16 protein-coding genes and 2 pseudogenes are annotated in these 23,091 nt (G+C 48.9%); 7 read left to right on the top strand and 11 right to left on the bottom strand.

All coding sequences use genetic code 11. From position 1 onward, the window contains the following. The 9 genes and pseudogenes from K0F88_RS32380 to K0F88_RS13905 all read right to left on the bottom strand — a co-directional run. Positions 1-438, bottom strand: a pseudogene (locus K0F88_RS32380) (hypothetical protein); the annotation flags it as partial. 336 nt (positions 439-774) lie between these two features. After that, positions 775-1,488: an HNH endonuclease signature motif containing protein gene (locus K0F88_RS13940; protein ID WP_219095424.1), complete on the bottom strand. Its 714-nt coding sequence runs from the start codon at positions 1,486-1,488 to the stop codon at positions 775-777. Between the two features lie 120 nt (positions 1,489-1,608). Then, complete coding sequence (locus K0F88_RS13935; protein ID WP_094471093.1) at positions 1,609-2,142, bottom strand: Bro-N domain-containing protein; 534 nt, start codon at positions 2,140-2,142, stop codon at positions 1,609-1,611. Positions 2,143-2,719: 577 nt separating this feature from the next. Then, positions 2,720-4,372: a tetratricopeptide repeat protein gene (locus K0F88_RS13930; RefSeq protein WP_219095423.1), complete on the bottom strand. Its 1,653-nt coding sequence runs from the start codon at positions 4,370-4,372 to the stop codon at positions 2,720-2,722. Positions 4,373-5,613: 1,241 nt separating this feature from the next. Next, a complete protein-coding gene (locus K0F88_RS13925) occupies positions 5,614-8,142 on the bottom strand; it encodes a TniQ family protein (protein ID WP_219095422.1) in 2,529 nt (842 codons plus the stop codon). Then, positions 8,139-9,110 (bottom strand): ATP-binding protein, encoded by a 972-nt coding sequence (locus tag K0F88_RS13920; RefSeq protein WP_219095421.1) that lies wholly within the window; start codon positions 9,108-9,110, stop codon positions 8,139-8,141. The genes K0F88_RS13925 and K0F88_RS13920 overlap by 4 nt, the downstream gene beginning before the upstream one ends. Before the next feature lies 1 nt (position 9,111). Further along, positions 9,112-11,007 carry a transposase gene (locus K0F88_RS13915; RefSeq protein ID WP_219095420.1) on the bottom strand — a complete coding sequence of 632 codons (1,896 nt, stop codon included), beginning with the start codon at positions 11,005-11,007 and terminating at the stop codon, positions 9,112-9,114. A gap of 1 nt (position 11,008) precedes the next feature. Beyond that, a complete protein-coding gene (locus K0F88_RS13910; RefSeq protein ID WP_219095419.1) occupies positions 11,009-11,659 on the bottom strand; it encodes a hypothetical protein in 651 nt (216 codons plus the stop codon). 128 nt (positions 11,660-11,787) lie between these two features. Then, on the bottom strand, positions 11,788-12,561 hold the full coding sequence (locus tag K0F88_RS13905) for a hypothetical protein (protein ID WP_219095418.1): 774 nt from the start codon (positions 12,559-12,561) through the stop codon (positions 11,788-11,790). Between the two features lie 1,302 nt (positions 12,562-13,863). Here K0F88_RS13905 and K0F88_RS13900 point away from each other — a divergent pair. Next, complete coding sequence (locus tag K0F88_RS13900) at positions 13,864-14,934, top strand: hypothetical protein (protein WP_219095417.1); 1,071 nt, start codon at positions 13,864-13,866, stop codon at positions 14,932-14,934. Between the two features lie 231 nt (positions 14,935-15,165). Here K0F88_RS13900 and K0F88_RS13895 read toward each other — a convergent pair whose 3' ends face one another. Continuing rightward, complete coding sequence (locus tag K0F88_RS13895; RefSeq protein ID WP_219095416.1) at positions 15,166-16,107, bottom strand: DNA-binding protein; 942 nt, start codon at positions 16,105-16,107, stop codon at positions 15,166-15,168. A gap of 135 nt (positions 16,108-16,242) precedes the next feature. Here K0F88_RS13895 and K0F88_RS13890 point away from each other — a divergent pair, with 135 nt between their 5' ends. The 4 genes from K0F88_RS13890 (at position 16,243) to K0F88_RS13875 (ending at position 19,791) form a co-directional block, all read left to right on the top strand. After that, positions 16,243-17,169 carry a site-specific integrase gene (locus K0F88_RS13890; protein ID WP_219095415.1) on the top strand — a complete coding sequence of 309 codons (927 nt, stop codon included), beginning with the start codon at positions 16,243-16,245 and terminating at the stop codon, positions 17,167-17,169. Between the two features lie 340 nt (positions 17,170-17,509). After that, on the top strand, positions 17,510-17,869 hold the full coding sequence (locus tag K0F88_RS13885) for a helix-turn-helix transcriptional regulator (protein WP_219095414.1): 360 nt from the start codon (positions 17,510-17,512) through the stop codon (positions 17,867-17,869). A gap of 348 nt (positions 17,870-18,217) precedes the next feature. Then, positions 18,218-18,808, top strand: a complete 591-nt coding sequence (locus tag K0F88_RS13880; RefSeq protein ID WP_219095413.1) for a metallophosphoesterase — start codon at positions 18,218-18,220, stop codon at positions 18,806-18,808. A 344-nt stretch (positions 18,809-19,152) separates the two neighbouring features. Next, complete coding sequence (locus K0F88_RS13875; protein WP_219095412.1) at positions 19,153-19,791, top strand: hypothetical protein; 639 nt, start codon at positions 19,153-19,155, stop codon at positions 19,789-19,791. Between the two features lie 421 nt (positions 19,792-20,212). Here the strand turns inward: K0F88_RS13875 and K0F88_RS13870 are convergent, their stop codons facing one another. Beyond that, a complete protein-coding gene (locus tag K0F88_RS13870; protein ID WP_219095411.1) occupies positions 20,213-20,701 on the bottom strand; it encodes a nuclear transport factor 2 family protein in 489 nt (162 codons plus the stop codon). 651 nt (positions 20,702-21,352) lie between these two features. Here K0F88_RS13870 and K0F88_RS13865 point away from each other — a divergent pair. Together K0F88_RS13865 and K0F88_RS13860 are read left to right on the top strand one after the other, a co-directional pair. Beyond that, positions 21,353-22,279, top strand: coding sequence for an alpha/beta fold hydrolase (locus tag K0F88_RS13865; protein WP_219095410.1), 927 nt, complete (start codon positions 21,353-21,355; stop codon positions 22,277-22,279). 594 nt (positions 22,280-22,873) lie between these two features. Then, a pseudogene (locus K0F88_RS13860) lies at positions 22,874-23,091 on the top strand (peptide ABC transporter permease); the annotation flags it as partial.

Here is a 23,091-nt window from a genome sequence, read left to right as displayed (position 1 = left end):
GCTAGCCTCAGTGGTTGGCGTCGGATCGTCCCGCACCACATCCGCCGCCACCGCCGGGTTCGACGGCTTACGCACATACTCACGCCGAGTCAGCAACAACTCCGACGGGAAATGCTCCTCGCGACTGTCATCCGATTCCGCACCGTCCGCGTCCACACCTGACACCGACGCCTTGAGACTGACATAAGGACAATCCGCCACATGCCGGGTGCTGGGCGTGTTCTTGAAGTGCGGGGTGCGAACGTAGTTCACGTTTTTGGCGTTGAACGTGGTCAACACATTCAACCCATCGAAGGCCGCCCTGCAGGCGTCACTGGGACATTGGAAGTGTTCCTTAGCGGAATCGAACTCCATGGTCTCGTCGAAATTCAAATCGCGCACATCATAGATCGACAACTTGTCGTCGAGGCTGAGGCAGTAGGCGAGGTCGAATTTCATGGCGGGCTCGGGTCCTTGAGTGGGGAAGGGTATTAATAGCGGGAGGCGGGGCGGGTTGCACTGAATGTTTTCAACACACCGCAAAATCTGCGGCAACACACCAAACCTGTGGGAGCGAGCCTGCTCGCGATTCCCAGCATCAACTCAGTCAATCTACCTCGCGCTGACTCAGTAGCAACACGATAACTGTGGCGAGGGAGCTTGCTCCCGCTGGGCTGCGCAGCAGACCCAAACCTGGCAAGCGCGGTGCATCAGACAGATCAAGTTGTTTGCTGGGCGACTGCTTCGCAGCCGAACGGGAGCAAGCTCCCTCGCCACGAATTGCATTCAGCTCGATTACTCACGTCTCAGCCGTGCGACGTTGTCATAAAGCCAAGCAGTAAACTCATCCCTATCGCTTGAGTAGTGACAACGTCTATGACAATTAGGGCATAACGCCACGGCGTTCTTCGGACGATCCGAGCCTTTCTTGGCCAAATGCTTAACATGATGGACTTCAAGGTAAGGCAATCCGTCAGAGCGCAGAAAAGGAGCTTTTTGCTTGCATCCTTCGCATTGGCCTTCGGATTGTTTCAATATCCAATCGGAGATCTTCTTCGCCCGTGCATACCTAATCGTTGCGGTACTGATTTGTGTGGGATTCAGAATTCCTTCCGGCACGTCGTCAGCATGGTGTGGGGCAGCCTCTAACAGCCTATAAGTAACCTGCTGGTTCGCTGGCTCGGGTGTAAGACGGAAGCGGTCGACATTTTTCTCGGCAAGTATTTTTCGAACCCGGCTGCTGATTCCGGTGCCGACGTTCTTTGCAGGTACATAGCCATCAATGTGTCTCAGACCCATTTGCGCCATTACGGCCGAAATGTTTTGCATGCGGTACTCAACCGATGAAGCACTGCGCTTGCTCAACGGTCCTTCGCGCAAAAGACGATTCTCGTCAGCCTTTTTTATCGGTTGATTGCTCAATTCGAGACTCAGCATCTTTAGGTAAGCATCAACCGAAGCCTCTAGCTCTCGGTCATCCCAGCCAGTTCTTTCTTTTGGAGTGTCCATACAATCGCCGAGGGTTGAAAACCCTCGGACGATACTGAGTGGCCATTACGACGTCTACGAAAATTCCTACAGAAAAGACCGACGTATCGCTCAATCTATTCCTACAAAGACACCGCTGCGCTAACCCACCGAATGCTTCGACGATTGAAAGGACTCCAAAACCTTTCGCCACCAAGGCTTAACCACCGGCACCCGCCGCCGCGTGCGATTCAGCAACAGATAAGGCATGTCCCGCAGCCGAATCCAGCCTTCATCCTGCCAATGCAACAAACTCAGCGACATCTCTGGCCAATCCAACAAACTCAACATCGGTCGATCCGCATTCTTCGACGGCGCCGCATCGCGCAAGGCTGGCACCACTTGATGAGTCAACCACTCACGCAACAACTGATGCCCCGGCGCGTAGTGATACACCAATAACGCATACACGCCGGACTCGCTGAGCATCAACCGCCTTTCCGGTTGTCCGTGGTAGTCGATCAGCAAGGTGTGCCGCTGATCTTCATCCAGTTTGCTGACTACGCGATCGCTTAGATGGAAACCCATCAAACGCCCCAGATCTCGGGCGCAGAACCATGGCTGGTTTTCTAAGAGGAGGGCGTGAAGGTCGAGGTTTTGGCGAATGAAGACGGTGGGGGTGTAGGGGTCAGACATGACAAGCCTCCAGGGATGGAAGCGCATGGAAATTGAAGTAGCTAACGCGGATTTCCTTCGGAGAGAAGGGGAGATTTTTAGGCATATCCTTTACCTCTGTGTGATGTCAGCTTTCTTAGGGCTGGGTGCCGGGAGTTAAGAAACCCCACACAGAGGGCCGGACATATTTCCCTTTCGGGTCTTGTATTAGCCCACTCCCGGCATAACAGAGATTTTTTGATGCCCACGAAGAAACCGTAGGCACAAAAAAGCCGCTTCTGTCGGGTGCGGTCAGTCCGCTGTGTGAGGTGTTTCTTAGGCACCAGATTGCGAGAGTATTGGTATGCGACACAGTTGTCCAGTTAGAGATCTTCGGTGATGTAACCGGGCGTAAGTGGATGCATTGATTTTTCAAAGAGAACTTTTGATAAGGCGAAGCAGTAAACTTGTCGGGTTGCTGGTTTTTTTCAAAATAATCAAAGGTTTCGATTTAAAGCGTAAGTATCTATCGTGCTTGCCTATTAAAACTAGGCGTAAACTTAATTGATCTGTTAATGGCGGCTTGCTAAAGCTGTTCTTGTTTGTTGGGTGATGCGATTTAATGTTCGGCTGTATTGTTGGTTTGGTTTTTTAGAATTCTATAGAGTGTCATGCTTGCTTTGTTTTCATCGGTGGTCGTAAATAAGTTGATTTTCGATCCGTCACTAGTAATGTAAGCGAGGAGAGATGTGCTTTTGTCCTGGCTTAATCCAAGTAAAGTGGCTTTTGTATTTTTGTTAGTGTTTTTCTTTGTGTGTAGAAACTTTGCGCTACGGTTGTGTATTGTTCCGGTAAGCTTGTTTGTGTAAGTTGTTTCAGTGGTGAAGTTTGTTTCTATGGTAAGCCATTCTGCGCTTATTACATTGTCGTGTACTAAAAAGGTGGTTTCTGTTTTGTTGTTGATTTTCCATGTGGTGGCCCACTCCTTTTGTTGTGTGGTATCGAAGTATGCCTCTCCATAAAGTCGGATGTTACGTTGAATATTTTCAGCATCTTTTATAGCGGTGATCCAGCTTTCTTGTTCTTTCGCTATTTTGGCCTTGAGATTATATAGTGAGGTTCCGACATTTTCATGCGGATCCTCGGACTTCCTAGCTTCATTTAGAATCGATTCTGCCTCATCGTACAACCCGCTTTCGATGTAAATATTGGCCAGATTAGACATGGCTAATGTAGAACCTTTATTCTTGGATTTATCCAGTAATTCAACCTGCTTTCCAGGTAACTTTAGTTCCGAGGCGGCGACCGCTAGATTGTTCAGGGCTGTAGCATGGTTTGGGTCAAGGTTAAGTAATGTCAAATAATTTTTTACTGATAACAAGTCCATGTTCTCATTGCTTTGAGCATACGCTGCGTTGAACAGCCTTTCTCTATTGCCCGGGGAGTATTCAACGGACTTTTCCAAGGCTATCGCTTGAGCATCTGTATTACCTATTTCCTTGTAGACATGTGCTATCGCTTCATAGAGTGACCCTTTTTCACTCTCGTCGGTAATGATGCTAAGTCGATGTTCCAGTATTTTTAGGCTCTTGTCGGACTCCCCAAGATTTATTAAGGCTGAAGAAAGTTTTATGGTTAGTCCGGTTATGTTTGACTGGCCCTTTGTTCGAGAAATTGCATCTTCGAAAAGTTGTTTGTCTTTTTTATGGTCGTTTGAGTCGATATATATTGCGGATAGCCAGCTAGCACAGTTTTTTATCTGTTGGTCATTTTCGCTTTGCTTGTAAAGTTGCTCTAGTTTTTCTAATGAGGATTGATCGTTACCTTTGGTAAAGGATATGTAGAGATAGATTGCTTCGTTTTCTCGTCGTCTATCTTTATCTGTTTCAGCTCGCTGAGCTCCTTCAAATAATTGATTGGCAGAATTAGAGTCTTTGCTTTCAAATGCATCAAATACTTGAGAAATCCATGAGTCTTTTTTAGGGGCTGGATTTTCCACTAAGATGGGCTCTTGAGTACGCTCTACTGGTTCTTTAACGTCTGCGTGTGTTTGTGTCGGTTTAGTTGTTTGTGCGACTGGAGAGGCAGCTTCTATTGCGCCACTTGCACCAGCAAATGAAAAGCTTAGTTTTATGAGTCGCTCAATAGAACTTGCGAGGCTTTTTCGTGTGATGATGACGATCGCTAAAATTATTAACGGCCAGATATTTTTGTCGAGAAAGGACAGTATTGACTCAATTGTTTTTATGTACAAAGACGGATCCTGTTCCATATGTTTCCTCTTCTTTTATCTGAGAACTCAAAAAAGCCCCGCAATTGCGAGGCTTATTTTTATTGAGGTTTGAGATTGATTGACCTTTTTTTTCGCTGACATCGGAACTGGTGACGTTGATTTTTAAAAAAAAATTCAACCGATATGAGACGTTTTTTTCAAAAAAGCTGGACCAGAACCCGTTGTGTCAAAAACGGCTGGACCAGGTTTCTCCGGGCTGATCATCTATCGGACTCTCGTTTGTGAGAGATTATACAATTTGGCGGTCTCGAAGGACCATTTGTGAGGGCTTGGTGGATAGCTGCCTCTCCCAAACGGCCGAGCTCTCGATCTAGCTTACGCAAACTGCATTTTCCTTTTAGGCAGCATTGATCATAAAGATTTTCTTGAGCTACCAAACAAAATCTTCATTTCTGATGATTTTTCCAACTTTTTCTTCATTTTGAGGGTGGCACGCAGATCAATTATTCCATTTTTAATGGTATGGCAGGCTTTATACGGTTGTTGAAAAGTTTGAAGGAGCGCGAAATGTGAGCGATCGAAAACCATTCCATAGCCCCCGTAAATATGGGCTGAGCTTCCATTCTTGTTACGCGACAGTAATTAAGGCAGTCGACGCGCGGTACGACATTCGCGGCTACATGCTGGCTGAGCTGGTCAAGCTGTGCCTGAAAAACCGAGCTAGGGTCCTAGACGGCCGACGTACCTTTTACGAATGCCATGTCCAGCTGGAAGCCCTCACGTACCTAGAATGCTTCACAGCCAATCTCCTATTTGGTCCGGGCGGCAGACTGTGCCCACATGAGTATCACTATGTAGCCAGCGATGAATCTCTTTTAAGAGAAAAGACCTGAGTGACTTTTCGGCGGATCTTGACCTGTAGCGCTGGGTCCGGAAACAACCCTTTGTTGTTCTTCGCGAAAGGCAAAAAGTGGCCTTTCTCTTCTGATCATGGTTGCAACGCGTGTTGGTCAAATCCGATGCAATCGCTGGTCAGGCCCAATGTAAACGGGTTGTCAAATAGAGCGCAATTTCGCAGTGCGGGTTGAATGGCCGAAGGGGGGGTAAAGCCTGTCGATGATGATCAGTCAGCAAAGGCGCTCGAAGTTTTCGTTATTTACGCCTGGGAGTCTTACTCGCATAAATGGCCATATCCGATTTCGACCAATCTTTCGTGTTCTGATCAAATCCCATCCGAAGGGCAGAGTAAATGCAAACCTGTGGTCAATGGGGCTGAGACTTCATCTTTGGGAAGCCTCGCAGGTTACCCGACGTGGAAGAGAGCCCAAGAACTCTTTCATTGATCGTCTGGTAATTAATATTTGCCCGCTCAACTCCTTTGGAAGATTACGTGCTTGGCGTAATTTTCCTTGCTTACAGAGTGCCCGAGCATACCCACGAGTATTGAGCATCTTGTCAATCATCGAAGGTGTATAGTTTTGATCAAGAATTTTTGAGACTTTTTTTGCATCGAAGGCACTGAGGTATTTCTCTGTGCCAATAGAGATCGGTGCCATAAAGCCGGTGTTGACGAATATTTTAGTAATTCCAAGCTTGGAGATATTATATTTTTTCAATATTGTTGTGAACGGGATAAGTTCGCGGAGCTGCGCAGCGATTATTTCTTGATTTCGAGTGACTTTGGAGAACGTGGGGCGGTCGGTGTGGTTCGGGACTTTCACGTCATGACCAATAAGGTCTGCCAGCCTATATAAAGTTTCAGGGCTGCCATTGATGACCGGGCCGCAGACAGGAATAATTCCAATTTTTTTTAACGAAGATTGCAGAGTCCTCATCGGGATGTTGCACAATTGCGAGACGGTAACGGAATTGGCATGAGTGGAGTAGAAATTTTTTACCTTCTCCGTGCTCGCAAATAATATTGGTTTAGCATCGTTGTCGACGGCAAGGTCGCCTATTTTGATTAAGTGTCTAACGGTAATGTCTGATAAGCCAAGTGCACATCGCGCTTCTCGTATTGGTAGTGTCGTTTTTTCCTCCGCTTTATGACCGGTTATACGCTCTTCGACTTCTTTTCGTAGAAACAGAGGCGAATGACAGCGGTTGAAACGCCATTCAGCTATAGGGCACAAACCAAATTCTATTAAGGTTTGGGTAGCCATGCATCGTGACACGCCGAGTAAGCCGGCATATTCCTCGGCGGAGATATACCTTTCGTGAAAGGTGTCAATCTCAGTATTGGGTATGAGAATGCTTTTATTGCAGCGTTTAATCGAAAAAACACCAGCCTTTACATATTCCCTGACTGTAGATGTCTGCAGCCTCAATTGCTCCGCCACAACGCTGCAAGAGCTGAAATATTTTAGGTCCTTTTTCTGAACAAATTCTAAGTGATCTGTTCTAGTTCTTTTTTGAGCATATGGTTTTACGTGAGTGTGATGGGCGAGTATTCGATCTGTATCTTCTCGCGCGAAAATGGTGGGGGTGCGAGATTTTAGTATGTCAAAAGGCCGAACATGATGACGGCTAAGAAGTACCCTGGTTGCATGGGATGATAGCCCAAGACGTTCAGCCAGTGAGTCGACTGATTCGTATTTCTTGAGGAAATCAGCCAATTCGCTATTGGGTATCAATTTGATTTGATTAGGCTTTGAAATCGGGTGAAACATTCCTGCACGGACGAGTTTTTTAAAGGTGAAAAGCTTTACGTGAACAGCCTCGCAGGCGGATTCAAGATCAGTATTGGCAGCAGTGTAAATGGAGTAGTTTCTGGCATGCAGCTTCCACGCCCATGCCTGCTCAAGTAAGGGCAGGAACTGGGCTGGGTTGAGGTCTGCTTTTCGGGAGAGCTTCGGCCATAGGATACCGTGCTCTTCCGCCAGCTTTTTCAGAACGCAAGCGCGGATGGCGGCTGCTTGCCTGACTTGTATGCGTTTGAGGGTAAAAAGTGGGGGCGGTCCTTCAAGCATCGGGATAGGCAAAGGCCATTTTGTAATTTTGTTGTAACGGGTCATCACTTTTCGGGCTAGTGGTAGGTTGACCAAAGACAGCTTTGCACTGATTACGGTGGCTGGGAGTTGCGGATGACTAGCGTGAAGGCGTGCAAGGTATTGTTCTACGCCCGCCTCATCACCGGAGATGAGGCAGATGGCGGCTTGGAGAATCTGTCGGTTTTGCAAATCATCTGGTCGAGCACCCATTTTGTATTGTAACTGTGTCAATGTTTTTTTAAATGTTTCCAAGATTGCCTGGTCTTTCTCCCGCAGGCACTTCAAAATGAAACATTCTGGTTTAGTATCTTCGTGCGAGCATGTTTCGCTGACTAGTAAATGTTTGCATGAGCATTGTCCTAGAAGCAGATCTATCCACCAAAGGTGTTTTTTGCAGTTCGGGCACTCAAAAATATAGCGGCGATTATGGTAGGGGCAGTTAAGGCTGGGTTTTAAGTCCTTAATTATATGCTCGCGCCCCTCCCTCCAACATTCTGAGCAGTATGCCGTTCCTGTAAACCTTATAAGACGACCAGGTACTCGTGTGCCATTGATCTCAAATGGCATGTTTTCTTTCAGCACCCCCATTGGTTTGTAAAAGCCTTCAAGAAAACGGATAGCGTACTTGCCGGCGCGCTGCGCGATCCATTGTGCCAGTGGGGATTCGCTACTCAATGTCGAGGCATGAAAATTTATTGGAATTGTAATGCTGCACAGCTGTTGTGGAATTTCACAGCCGTGGCGAAGTGCAAAGCGCCGCAGCATGCTTGTGGGGCTCTCCTCATCGAGCGGAAATGGAACAAATATCAAATCGTTCATTCAGGTAACCACCATTCAGCCAGTTTGGCCTTTGATGTTTGGATCAGTTCGCGAGACTGGCTCAAGTCCAACAAAAAGGGGTTGTTCGTGTGCAAGTTAAGTTTGCTGTTGAGTTGGCAGGAGGCGTATAGAAAGTCTTCGCGTCTCAGACCCGTTCCGTCATCTCGAATCAAACAGTGTTCAAGAGCTCTGTAGATCAGGATGCGAAGCCACTTCAGATTGCCTGAAGTGCCGACGTATAATCCCGCCGCAATATCGGCATCGTGGAGATGGACGGCGCTTTGCATTGGCCGAAGTTCATGCATTAATTCATCGAGTTTTTCCAAGGTTCGGTGATAATCAGAGTCAGCTCGTGGTTCGTAATTGAAGAAATTCAATACGATCATATTAGGGTAGCGGTTTGCGAAGGCATCCGAGAACTGCGTGATGTAACGGCATTCTTCGGTTCCGGCGAGCATCACTGGCTTTTGTAGACGGTTGCAAAAACTGACAATCCAACCCAAGGTCGGCATTCGGATTTTATCCGCAGAGGGGAGACACAGGCGCTGAATCTCATCAAGGAAAACGACTTCGACACCCAATGTGCCGAGTTGTGTAATCAACATGGAGGTGAGATGGGCAATGCTTCCCTTGCAAGTGCTCACTCCCACTTTATGAAGCATTTCCTCAACCAGTTGCCGAATCGTAACGGGTTCAGGTACTTCAAAGTATACGGTTGTCTTTCGGTGGAACGCCCCACCAGGGGTTTCTTCGTGATAATTTCGATCGTATTGGTCAATCAACTGTTTACACAGGGTGGTTTTTCCCGCGCCTGATGGGCCGCTAATGATTGCTGCATTGGCCGATGCAGTGTTGATCGACATCTCAATCGCGCTATGTGCGATTGAGTACGCTTTGGCGAACTTCGGAAAGTAAACAGCGGCCGCTGAAAAGTCCTTGAGCACGGCATTTTTTTCCTGAACGTTCATGTTATTTCCTAGTCACAGAAAATTCGTCGGGAGTATCCGGGTGGTACTCGTGGAAATCGGGTAGCACTTCCGCCGGCATAGAGGGGGCTGGCTGGTTAACCACAGACAACTCGCCGGGCGTGACATCACCGCGTTCCAGGGCACGATGGTGTTTCAGGCGTTCAGACTTGTTGTTGGTCTGACTGATTTCCCAGAGAAATTGTAGCCGTGCTTCCAGCGCCGTGCTGTAGGCGTGGTTTCTGCGATTCTCCAGTTTGCGTTTGTGGATTTCCTGATGAAAATGGAGGGTCAAACCTTCCTGATAGTTTTTGTGGACAGGTCCAAGTTCTCTGATGTCATCAGGATAATCAGGATGAATAAGCCACGCTTTGGCCAAGTCGCAGGGGTCGTAATACAGTAAAAGCTTCTTCCGGAGAGGACGGCGTTTGGCTAACTCGCTGACCGCGCCCCCGGTCCAATGCACATTGGAGTACCTGACTCTATTTTGCGAGGAGGGCGTGACCATCTGCTTGCGCCAGAAGTAGCGACGCAAATCGTTCTGGGAGTGACGGCGTGGCTCTAACTCGTTTTTCAGGCACTTGGCCCATGCTTCATTCGGGGACATTCCCAGTTCGGAATGGTGATCGTTGTGGTAGCTGTCCAACCACCTTGCAAAGACTTCTCTGACCTCGTCTAGCGTGTAGGTGGCATTTTTCTCGGGCTCATATCCTTCTCTTGAAGCAATCCCGGTAAAAGTCGTTCCGCGCATGCTGTGTACAATTTGAGTCGACCAAGTTCTGAAAAAAGCTTCAATGTGCGGCTTTTGATTGGGCTCCCCCGGCTCACAAAAAGAGACTTCAGCACGCAGCATTCCGAGCGTATCGCGCAACGTCTTGGCGATGTAGTCAGGGCCATTGTCAAAGATGTAGAGATTGCCAACCCCGCCATACAGGTTGTCCGAGCAGATGGAGGCCTTTAGGGCAATGAGTGTGGTGTCGAGTGAGGGAGGATTGAACGATATATGCCACCCCATCACTCGCCGCGTTCTTATTTCCAAAAAAACCGTGACGTAGGGTCTTCCAATGACGCGCCCCAGCGTATCGGCGACAAACAGGTGGAGTAACTGCGTATCTGCTTCAACACGCTCCAATAGGTAATCCGGTTCCGGTAAGGCCGCACCCCATCGATTTTTGCGCATAGCGGCTCGGCGACCATGCTGTTTGCAGGCTGTTTCAAAGGCATTGAGTTCGTTGATGATGCGGTAGAGCGTCGAGCACGACGGTACCCGGTACTGTCGATTGGCAGGCCGCGATTCGTTCAGGTTTTTGATCGCTAGCCGGATGGATTCAATTAACGCCGACTTGGTGAGAGGTGTTGGCACCCAATGACATTCCTTTACGTAATGTCGAATCACGTCTTTGATTTCTTCAGGCTGACGTGTCAAATGCCGTTGGTGCGGACGGTAAGTGTTCGGAATGAGCACAATGCAGTTTCCACCGGCGGTGAAATACACTTTCCTCCATTCACTGAAGGTGGAGTAGCCGGGAGCCTTGTGCGCACCAATCTTGGCCTTAACAGCTTCGACCAAAGCGGGAAACTTGGGCCGCGACATCTGCCCACCAAATTCTCGCTCCTGTAAGTCTAGGTAGGCAAGACGCACTGAGAGCTTTGCGGCGTCCTTTTTTGGCAGTCGGGCGATGACTTTTTCAGGAGACACAGTAATGGGCGCTTCTTGAATTTTTACTAAGCGACCTTGATCCGCCGCGCGCCTTAACGTGGGAAGAGATTGAAAGACAATTACCGGCGGTCCATCGACCGTGCGCAGTTGTACGTTCTTGTCTGCGATATCGGAAACCTGATAGCGGCGACCGCAGTAAAAATAGTGCTCCCCCACTTTGAGCTCTATCAAGGCGTCCATTTCAATACGCGACCACGAGCGAGTTGAGGTCGATCGGTTTGTGAAGGTCAGTGCGGATATGCCGGAAGAAAATGGCGAAGGCGATGTCGTTGACGCGGAACCCACTTGCCACCAAATGTCGAATGGTGGCACGACTATTCAGTTCATCACGCAGCACCTGCCGAATGCGGGCAGCCTGCGTAGATGACGCGCCTTGGGCATGATGATAAAGATAGGTTAACGTTTCGGTTCGGGCGGACACTTGATAAAGCTCTGGAGAGAGCTGCTCGAAAATCAGACCGGCATTGCCGAAGCATTCTCGGGTCACGCACAACCGGTGTTGCTGTCGGGGATCTGTAATCTCGTGAGCCAGGCTCACTTGGTAGTACACGTGTCGGCCATCAGCCAACACTGCTGCGAAATCGGGACGCGCGGTCATTTCCGCTTCTGCAAAGTGCAGGGCAAAAGGACGCGAGGCATAGCTAATGACTTTGGGCTCGAATTCCAAGTGCACACAGAAACGGGCATGCAGTCGTGATTCGCATGCCACCATTTCCTGGTTCTTCAGGGAAGGGAAGTGGGTGACCCGCCGATGGGGCTGTCCCGACGTGAGTGATTTTCTCGGCAGTATGGACACCGTCGGTGGTAGTGACGCTGGAAAACAGATCGCCATCTCGTTCGACTCCTAATTAACGGAGGGAGAAATCGGGGTCATCAAATTTTGCTGCGCATAAATCCCTGCGCTCGGCACGCCGAGCGCAGGGATTTTATAAGGGGCAGTACGGTTACCTACGTTAGGGCTCACCGTTGCCCTTTACCGACCCGATGTGGTGCAGCTTCTGTGCGGCTTGGAACGGCCTTGATCATGCGCACTCGCCGGTTCGAGCGGCTGTCGAGTGAATGAATGCCAGCGTTTTCCCGGTTGGCCTGGCTGCGTTGAGGCCAATGGCGCGGCTGACTTGGGATGGATGTCTCGAAAAGATCCGCCTTCCAAGCGCGAGCATTGTTGCTGCGGATATCGCGCGCGATGAAGTAATCAAAGGCTTCCGCACGGCTGAGGTGTATTAACGAACAGTGGTGGTATTCGATCAGCCAGCTTCTGAATATCCGGCGCAGCGTTGCCACATTTGGTGTGAACGACGATGCTTGACTATTTAAACCGGCGAAGACCCCCATAAATTCAGTGTTAATGTTTTTGAAAAAACGCTCAACCCACACTTTTGCCATTGGATTGGCGGGCGTATACGCTTGCAATTCGTGACCGAGGCGACGGAGCGCTTGTTTGATGATCCCGAACTCCGGTGAGTCATCGATGATGAAGCTCAGTTCGGATCTACCTAAAAGTATCCGACTGTTTAACGATGCCTCGATAGTTTGCAGAGTAGTCAAATGATCAGGTACGCGCTGAGAGATGTTCCACCCCACTGCATATCCAGATGCCCTGTGAATTGCCACGGATAAATATGTAGGGAGAGCGTTAGTCTGCTCGACAGGTAGCATCATGGAGCCACATTCAATGGATTTGGCTTCGTTAGATGTTTGGTAGGAGCGGGTGTACAAATTAAAACCAGTCATGGCAGATACTCCAGGATTAGGAACGCCAAGCATCGAGTTCGCGGGTAAGGCGATACAACGTCGTCCAGGAAGGTCTCCTCATTTGCTCAGTGCTGGAGTGTGATTGGTTGAAGTGCGCAACTTCCGCGAGGATAAGCCCAGCCAGCTGACGGTAGGTGGATCGAACACTGCTACCGAGTAGGGTCTTGGCATGCCGCCTGACTAGCCTGCGAAACAATATCGGTTGGCGATCTATCCATTTGTGGCGGGAATGAAATTCTTCGGGCCACTTCACAGTCGCCGAAACTCGAGTTCGTAACACGGGGAAAGCGCTGGCCTGTGGGGTGGAGCAATACCGACGAGGACGGTGCGACGTTGTTGGGGCATCGGAGATTGTCTTCGTCTGATCGGAGCCGCCTGTCGGGCGCAACCAAACACACCCGGCACGAGCGGAGACCACCTCATAATCGATACCACGGTAACGGTAGCGTGGTTCACCGCGGGCGTGGATGGCCTCAGCGTTCGGCCGCTGTTCGAACATCGAATTCAACGCCTTAAGGGTGGCCTGGCCGAGTGTTACGCCGTGAAAAAGCCGCCACTCCAAGATGTACTGCGAGTCTGCCACCGACACCGTTGACATATAGCAGGGGATGCAGGGCCCGGAATCCGTGTCATACACATCCACGTCCAAGAGGCCGATCTCGACCTTGATCACTGCCGCGGCGAGGAAATCAGCACTCGCGCGTGAGCTGATGGCCCAGCTACATTGAGGATTGAACAGCTGCGCGATAGCACGCCTTGGGTACTTCCCCCGGACTGAGGATGTAGGCGGTGCTTTGGCGTCCGGCTGGTCTTTCTCTTGACGGTGTGCCTTCGACCAATTGTCACATCGCTTTTGCTGATCGCTCTGTACCACCCTCGCCGCAATTAACGAATACTTTTGTACTCGAGGATTCAGTGTTGGAGAGATAAAACGCTGGTTGATATGAAGGGGCCGCATGGTCTTCATTGCTGTTCTCCTGAAATCCTATATCTGGTTACCACTGCTGGGTGGCAGTGGACTGGATTATCAATTGCTCGCGGCAGTGACGGTTAGGTATGATTTTTTGAAAAAATTTCGCAATAGTCGTCGCAAGCCAGCGAACTAGACGCTTATAACTTTTGCTCTACGGAAAAAATTGGTCATTGCGTAATAATATTTTCAACAAGAAAAATATTCATAACCGCTTTAAAACTTTTTAGTATTTATTAATTATGATTAGTTATTACTGATTTTTTGTGATCGGGTTTTAAATGGGCAGTAAATTTTTGTAGTGCTACTACATGAATGTCCACAGTGGAAGGTTTCGAAACAGATCTCAACTTTCGATTCGAAAGAAGATCAATCGCATTCGCGGAATTGTCTTTATAAACGCGGTGATTGCCGCTGCGGGAATTGAGCGGGAGCCATGCGCGCTTAAGCGCTTAGGCCAGCAGATCGAGCGGGATTGGGGGTTGACCAGCGACGACCAGACCGCCAAGTGGCGGCGATTCTTGCGCGGTGCGTTGGTTGGCACGGTAGTCCGGGCTGCACTGTGTCAGCGTTTTTTTTCCTTGGTATTGGTGCTGCTCAATCCTCTAATTATGGTGCTTGGGTGTCTCGAGTCGGCGGCGAGCGACTTGGACGAGCTTGATTGCAGGGTTGGGAGCCACTCCGTTTATACGAAGGTAAAACACATACGAAGTCGCCTGGAAATACTCGCCAAAAGTGTTCGGTTTAATGGTCGACCACTAACCGCGCATTCACTCCAATCCCTGCAGCAGTGCACATTTGGTAACTGGCGATGGCTAGCGTTATTGCTCGCGATCCTGGCCAGTCGCTCATCACCCTTTGAGGTTTTACGAAATTGGCTCAGCCGGCATTTTACACTGATTTTATTGTTGTCGTGTTTGACGTCCGAGTTGCAGGGAATTTCAGTCTTGTTATTTCAAGTTCTTGATCGTCAGATTGGTCGGGGTGTTCTCTGTCCAATCGATACATGGCCGAGCAGTGTGTGGCGATTTAACCGCGGGTTGAAGAATTTGCGCGAGCTGCTGTGCAACTTACAACGCCACTACGTTGGCATATCGGAAGAAGAGGCGTTGAGGGCGATTCATGCATTGCTCATCGAACCGAAAAACGAGGTAATTTGGGTCAGCATATTTGATTTGCACTCTGCAGTCACTTGTATTGATGTGAGTGCCCCGGAAGTGGAGTTGATCATCAAACGATCTCGTAAACAAAAGTATAGGAATAAACGGCACTTTTATGTTCTCGTCAATATGGCGCGCGATCCAAAGCTCGTGCAGATTGCGCCCTACATCAATAATCGACCCCCTGGAACAGACAGGAAGTCGCTCAATCCAAAAAGCTGAGAACCGGCGTTTTTATTGATCTGAAAGGAGGGCGCCCACCCTCGACCGTGTCTGCAGTTCTGAGTTTGGGTTTTCTATGCTGCACGCTTTCGCTCCACGACTGTACTGCGAGTTTGTGGTTTAGGCATGTAATTCATGGAGAGTCGACTCTTGCTAACCCGAAGGGCTTCGCTGGCCATATGTATATGCTCGCTGACACTACAAATGTCGTGGTTCCCTCCAGGTCGAGAATTAGGGGGGCAGCTGGCTCAGGAACCGTTGCAATGTCTCGAGTTGCCGCGCTTGTTCGCGTAGGTGCCGCCGGTCCTCGCGGCGCTGAAGCAGGTACGGTTTTACCCTTCCCCTTAAGATGGCGTGATCCGTGGTCAATTTCTGCAGCTGTTCATTCAACGCCTGATGGGCGAGCTGAGCATCGCGTAACATTTGGTCCTGTTGACGCAACGTCACCTGTTGAACGCGGTGTTCATTCAGTAGGCGTTCCTGGTCGCGGTACACGGCCACTAATTCCTCTTGTTTGATCAGCTGCGCGTTTTGCAGTGAGCGGAGTTCCTGACGTAGCTGCTCTGTTTGCTCGTCGTGCCTACGCAGTTCCTGTCGGCGCTGAGCCAGTTGTTCTTGCCGATAGTGCTCAAGCCCCTCTCGAGTATGTTGGTGTTTCTCCTCCAGCGACCGCACCTGGCTAGCCCGTTCCTCTAGCAGTTGCTGCTGGCCCGTCACCAGTTGTCGCAGTTGCTGACGTTCCCCCTCACTGTCTTGCAGTTGCTCACGCAGTTGTCGCTCGCACTGGCGTTGCGCTTCCCGCTCGTTCGTCAGGAGGGAGGCAGTGGCCTTCGATTGTTCAAGGCGTTCGCGCAGCTGCGCGAGTTCTTGCATATAACCCTCCTGCAGTCGTTCGAGTTGCTGCCGTTCTTCAGCCACCGCTTCCTGTCCGTGCTGAATCAGGTGCTCGGCTAGACTGTTTACCAAGGACAGGATTTGCTCATTCACCGCCCGTGGGGATGATTCATCGCCGTTGTTTGTATTGAGCTCCTTTAAATATCGTTGGATGGTGCTTTTAGATCCAGTGTTCCCTAGCTCGACCCGCACAAGGTCAATGCTGGGGTTCAATCCGCGCGCCATCAGGGCATCACGCGCGGCGAGTACCAGGGCTTTGTTAATACCACCACGGGCCATGTCAGGAGCTCCTGTAGGATTCCCGGTAGTGATGAAGTATGGCCCATAGCGGACGACTTGCCTGAACGCCATGTGGGATGGATCCGGGTTCGGCGTTGGCCTATTCACGGTTGATGTTGCGAAAAGGGCATCTGTATGACCACGAGCGCAGAGCGTTACCTTAAGGCAGCTCGCCGCGAAAGCACCACGCGGCGCTACCAGCAGGCCTTGGCCCATTACGAAGTGGGCTGGAGTGGTTTTCTCCCCGCATCCAGCGACAGCATCGTGCGTTATCTGGCCGAGAATGCTGAGCTGTCCATCAGCACCCTGCGCGGCCATTTGGCGGCCTTGGCGCGCTGGCATCAGAACCACGGATTTGCCGACCCTACCAAAGCGCCGCAAGTGCGCGATGTATTACGCGGTATCCAGGCCTTGCACCCGCGACAGGTGCGACAGGCCGAGCCCTTGCAACTGCAGGAATTGGAAAGGTGCGTGACGGCCTTGCAGTTGGAGGAGGCGTCGTCCGATCTGCCGGTGCGCCTGCGGGCTGGTCGCGATCGGGCCTTACTGCTGCTGGGATTTTGGCGAGGGTTTCGCAGTGACGATCTGTGTCGTTTGCGGATTGAAACCAACCAGTTGCTCCCCGGTGAAGGTTTAAGCCTGTTTCTCTCCAGCAGCAAAACCGACCGAGAGCATCAGGGCCGAACCGTCAGTGTGCCGGCGCTAAAACGACTGTGTCCGGTGCAGGCATATGAAGACTGGTTGGCGCTCAGTCAATTGCAGGCTGGACCGGTGTTTCGTGGTCTCGATCGCTGGGGCCATTTGGCCCCGACCGCGTTACATCCGTACAGCGTGTCCCGGGTATTACGCCGGGCATTGACGCGCGGCGGTGTCGCCGGGGAGCGCTACAGTGGCCATTCGCTGCGCCGTGGGTTTGCCACTTGGGCCACGCGCAACCAATGGAGTCCGAAAGATTTGATGGAGTATGTCGGTTGGCGCGACGTGCACACGGCGATGCGCTACGTCGACGCCAACGCGCCTTTTGGCGACTGGCGGCGCGACGTTCCGCCCGAGTCGAAATGACTCCTTGATGGACGATTTCGTATCGGGATACGGGCCATGTAATTACAGCTGTAAAACGGCAGAATTTATCTAACGAACGGACAAATTGTGAGATTTGTGAATACAAGTTTCTCAAACCTCAGCGATGTTTTGGGCGCTTCGAGGCTGCTGAGCGGTACGCCAAGGGCGACAACAGGTGATTTGCAATCGCGCAGTGCCTTTCATGAGCGAAATCGGTGAAGGTAGTGCGGGAGACTGCGGTCTGCAGTTGCGGCATCGTGTGAAATTGTTTCACTGTATTGTCTGGAATTACTGACGTAAAGTGCTAATAAGCCGATTAATGTCTAGGAAAGCAGATGCTATGCGACTTCATGTCCAAACGGATCAATTCCTCGCCGCTACCGTTGGGGTACGCCTGCAAACGCTGCGGTTGAAGAGGAATGTCAGTCTCGAAGCGGTGGCAGAAAATGCGGCGATCAGCCGTCAGACGCTGCACCTGCTGCTCAATCAAGGCAAAGGTACCTTGATCAACCTGATCGCCGTTATGCGCGCCCTCGGCGAACTGGAGCGCCTGAGTTCACTGTTGGAAGAGGTACGGCCCAGTCCACTACAAATCATTCAAATGGAAGGCAAAACACGGCGGCGCGCGTCGGGGCGACGCGGTGTCTCCAGCCAAGCCGAATCTACCAATTCAAGCAAAGGCAAAAATAGCGATTGGTGACTGAGGCATGAGGCATGAGGCATGAGGCGGCAGTTATGGCGCAATCTTACTGCCATCCTGAGTCTAATTACGCAGCGGCAGCAGCGGCACCCCCTGTTGCAATTCTGTAATGTGTTATGCACATGTAACGTTTGGCGGGCCGGCGTTAGATGCCCAGGCATTCTCTGGCCAAAAAAACGGAAGAGACGCAATGCGCTCATCTATCCTAGGGCATTGTGTGCGTATGCCATTGTCGCCTGCGGAAGCGATAGCACTGTGATATTATTTTTTTGCTTGACAGGATTTGTCACCAAGCCGTGATGCGCCTTTCGCATGCCATCTTGATCAACGTTCAGTGGAGGAACGGCATTGCCAGCTATTTTTATTCATCTGTCAGACATTCACTTTGGTCAGGAAAAGGATGGCGGCTGGGAAAAGACAAATACCGACGCCAAAGACCGTCTTATGGACGATGTTCAAGCAGAATTGTTGGCTCGGGGGGCGAATGCGACTGGTATTATTGTAACGGGCGATATTGCTTATTCTGCTCAACCCGAGGAATACACAGCTGCTGGTCAATGGCAAGATGAGCTAGCAGCACGTACTGGTTGTGATCGACTCAGTACGCAACTGGTACCCGGTAACCATGACATTGATCGTGGGGCGATTTCCAATGCGGTCGGATGGAAAATCGAGTCAGTACGTAATGACGGTGACTCGATGCTGGATATGCTGCTAGATGACGATACTCAGCGTGAAACTTTGTTCAAACGTTTTGCGGCATACCGAGATTTTTCCACAGGGTATGGATGCGACCTGGATGCCTTCGGTAAATACTTGGCAGACTACTCGGTTGAACTGGGTCTCACCTCTGATATCTGCCGTGTTCCCTATTGTTTATGGGGAACTTGCGCAAGAAAGCCCGCCCGATTTGTTTTCAACAATATTTTCATTTGTTGATTGGGATAAGTGCAAGTTGGCGAGGCGTAGTTTGGCGCATACATTTATGCGGTCAAAATGGAGCATTGTAGATATTGCGATTGCTGCCGCTAGGGCCGGAGATACTAAGCTAGTCCTTGAGCAGGTAGCCAAAGAGCTAGGTGGGGCAAAAATACTTCAAACTCTAAATTCTGAAATTGAAAGTATTCCGCTCCAGCACAAAATGGCAGTGAAATACGCTTTGACTCAGATAGCCGGTTTTTGAAAAGGATCGGCTAAACATATTAGTTACAGCATTATCCAAAATCACATAAAAGCATGCGTAAAAAGACGCGAAGCTATCGAATCCCATTTGAGGAACTACCATGGCGGTAAGTTTTGGCATAGCAAAGATTATCAGTGAGCATCCAAGCTACAATTACGGACTCGCGTTACCATTTGTAATAGCTTTTTATCTGCTCAATTCTGCTAATACTTACGTAGTGCCTTTTTTTGAATTTGATATTGGTATTGAGCTGTCTGCAATATTAAAGATTTTTCTTGTCATAGGGTACTATATTACATTTGTGCTTTTCTTACTGTTTTCTAGTGCCCTTTCTCTGTTTGTAAAAAACTCAAAACTTCATTTGGGTTGGCCAATATTTACAGCCGTTGCATCCTTGCTCACTTTAGTCTTTAAAGACGAGAACCCCCTGTTCGGTATGCTATTTGGTTTGACTGCCATAATTTACTTGGCAGTTTCAAGGCTTGATAATGGAAGTCTTTCTGTTGTTTTGATACAAGGGGTTTTTGGATTTTTCTCAATATTTTGTTTTGTCACGGGGATACTATGGCTCAATGAGTCTTTTGTTTTTGTCGATATTATTTCCAGTTTGTTTGGATTTGAAAGTATAGCTAAAGATTCCGTCAAGGTAGGGGCATTTATGCTAATTGTTCTAGGGTATTCTGTTTTTTATTCAGTTTTTAAGGCAGGTGAACTACTAAGTAGCGAGTCAAGCGCCTAATGATACAGACCATTGCGTCTATAGCCGACCACACGACCATCTCGAATGAAAGTATCTCTCTGGAACATTGTTCGGAGCCGTCTGGCAAATACTCCTTCCTAGCCTCATCTCCAGATATACCCAAGGTCACCGGGAGTAGCGAATGTAATGGTCAAGATTGCCCTGTTGGTAGGGGCTTAAAACTAATACGTCCAGGTTGAATCAGGAACTATGAAGCGTGACGGTAGTCGTCGGATGAGCATTTGAACTGGCTAATTCGGGTATGAGTTGGTGATCGGTTATTTCCTGATCGCTAAGCAGCGCTATCTCAACATATTAAACAAAATTGATCCTTAGCGACTTTCCTGTCTCTTTGTCGACTCCTTGGATTAGCGCTAATGTGAGCGCAGCTTTCCCCGCGCTCACGATCGCGCTTAAAAGTTCAAGAACTTTTAAATGTCGCAGCTTCAGCATCTACAAAAGGCTGAAATAACTCCGCAGGCCAATTTGGATCGATGTTGGATGTCCGTTCGATACACCGCCACTCCCCATCGCGCTTCTCGAAGACGTCAGAATATGTGCCTGTAGAGACAACACCTTTATCTTCTTCTCTCCAACTTACAATCCAGCGCCACTCAACGTTTGCTTGGCTTCCGCTTCCTGTAATGGAGAACCATCCTAGCGAGTGACTCCATTTATGAATAGGAAACACACTGTGAGCGTAATCATAAAGCTGCTTTAGTCCCTCAAATCCTTCAAAAGTGACATGCCTTAGATCATTGACAGAAAATTTTGCATCCGGCCAATATAAGCTGGTATACAGTTCCGCAGACTTGCGGCTCGCGTCATTGTCGATATAAAGCTGATGAAGATTCAGCTGCTCAAAAATTTCAAACTTGTCTTCGGTGGTTAATTTATTGCCAACGCTCATAATAAAGTCACTCCCGTTATTAATTGTTGTTCGGCTTCAAAATATTATTTGGCTCTAGCAGTCATTTGCGGCCTCCCTCAACTCTAATTATGCTATACAGCTAATAATAAAAGAATGAGATAGGCTTTGAGATACCAGACCACTAAGATACCACAGTCGCAGTAAATCAGAGTTTCGTCAATTGGTGGTGCCTCTCAGAAAGGAGAGCCCGGTTTCTCAAGTTTGGTGAGATGAGGTGCGTCCCTGAGAATGCCCGTTAGCTGTAGTTTTTGCAAAATGTAATCTTCAATACTCGGTTAGGAACCCAAATTATGAATGAGACTTTTTTAGAAGGAGTCTTAGCGGTAGCGCAATAATATTAGCGCTCTATCATCTCCAAATCAAAAATGAGAATTGGTATTCTCAAATACTGTAGGTTCATTCGTTGACTCATGGTTTTTTTTTTGAAACTATCCATAGTTGCTTGTGCTAAGAGTAGTTCAATCAATTTTAGGTGAGTTGCCGAATTTAGTTTGTATAAGAAGATTCTGTTGTTCTTATGAATTTGGATGGCGATTTGTTTTTTGCCTGGTATTGCTTGAGCATTTAGGCCTTTAAACGAAACGATCGAACTGAGGTGGCAAAGTGATCCTACGCTACGCAAGATGCCTAATGGCTGGTTTGGCTCTGAGCTTTTCAGCTCATAGCCTAGCTGAAAGTGAATTTCCAGTGCCGGACGGGTTCATAAGTGAGATTAAGGTGGTCGATGGAATTAAGTTGCATTATGTCAAAGGAGGGAAGGGGCCGCTGGTTGTTTTAGTTCATGGGTTTGGTCAGACTTGGTACGAATGGCATCAGCTAATGCCACAACTTTCAAAAAAATTTACTGTGGTGGCGCTAGATCTACCAGGTTTAGGTATGTCAGATCCACCCGCAACCGGTTATAGTGGCAAAGATGTATCTGGCTACATTTATAAACTTGCGAAAACTTTTAGTCCTAGCCAGCCTTTCAATCTTGTGGCTCATGATATAGGAATTTGGAACACATACCCTTTGGTCGTTCAGCATCAGGAAGATATCGCTAGGTTGATATACATGGAGGCTCCGATTCCTGACAGTAAGATATATGAGTTTCCTGCTTTCACGCGCGATGGAGAGTCATTAGTCTGGCATTTCAGTTTTTTTGCTGCTGGGGATAATCTTCCCGAAAAACTAATTGCTGGAAATGAAAAGTTTTTTTTCTCACACTTTATAAAAGAACATGCATCAAAATCCGAAGTTTTTGATGACTCGCTGCTCAATTTGTATGCGGCATCTTATGCGAAACCACGCAGCCTTCATGCTGCTTTTGAGTATTATCGTGCTTTAAATACATCTGTAATGCAGAACACGGAATTATCAAAAACTAAATTGACCATTCCGGTAATGGCAATTGGGGGCGGCGGGCACGGAGGACTAGGGACATTTGGTGCGAATCAGTTGAAAGAATATGCTACAAATGTCGAAGGCCATGTCTTACCTGGTTGCGGTCATTGGTTGCCCGAAGAGTGCGCAGAAAGCCTCAACCCGTTAATTTTAGAATTTCTCAGCCGTCCTTGATGCTTTAAGCTGGAACGTGCGGGTAAATTTATACCCGCCTTTTTAACGAAGGAAGATTTCTGCTTAAACAATTGCGAAGTATTTGGTACGGAGATTTTCTTCTAGTTGTTCGCAAAATATGATGGGTATATAAAAATTCTTCATAGGGCGGCGTCAACGGAAATTCCTGGTTATAAACATCCAGTTTCTTTTGGATGTGTTGCGGCGCCCCTATATTGCACATGGGAATCAGTTGAGTATTTCGAGTTAATGCGGAGTTCCAATACGGTCGTCGCGAGTCACATGAATTGGTAAAGTAGTTAGTCATTTTGTTTTTCATTAAAGCATCTCGGGTGCGCCGATGGAATTTTGCTTAGGGATGTTATTTTAGTGCGATGCGGCCGAACATGGTGGTGGAGTAGTCGGATCAAGCAGTTAAGCATGGCGCGCACCCGCATGTTTACCGCAATGCGCAAGAATGTAGAGGGCTATCACATTAGCCCCCTCACCACTAATAACTTCGCCACCACCCAGGTGAAGTAGATAAGAAACTACCGGCATTCCTGACCCAGGAATGCCGGGCACGCCTAACCGGCTGATGAGGTACCACACAAGATGTTTAGTTTTATTGCCCGCCGATTGGGGTTATTGATCCCCACATTCTTCGGCATCACCTTGCTGACTTTCGCGTTGATTCGCATGATTCCAGGCGACCCCGTGGAAGTAATGATGGGCGAACGTCGAGTCGACCCCGAAATGCATGCTCAGGCAATGGAACGCCTAGGCCTGAACAAACCGCTGTATGCCCAGTACCTGGACTACATCGGCAAGTT

It is taken from the genome of Pseudomonas sp. UMAB-40 (assembly GCF_900095275.1).
GTDB classification, from domain to species: domain Bacteria; phylum Pseudomonadota; class Gammaproteobacteria; order Pseudomonadales; family Pseudomonadaceae; genus Aquipseudomonas; species Aquipseudomonas mandelii_B.
This window is presented reverse-complemented; position numbering and strand designations above follow the sequence as displayed.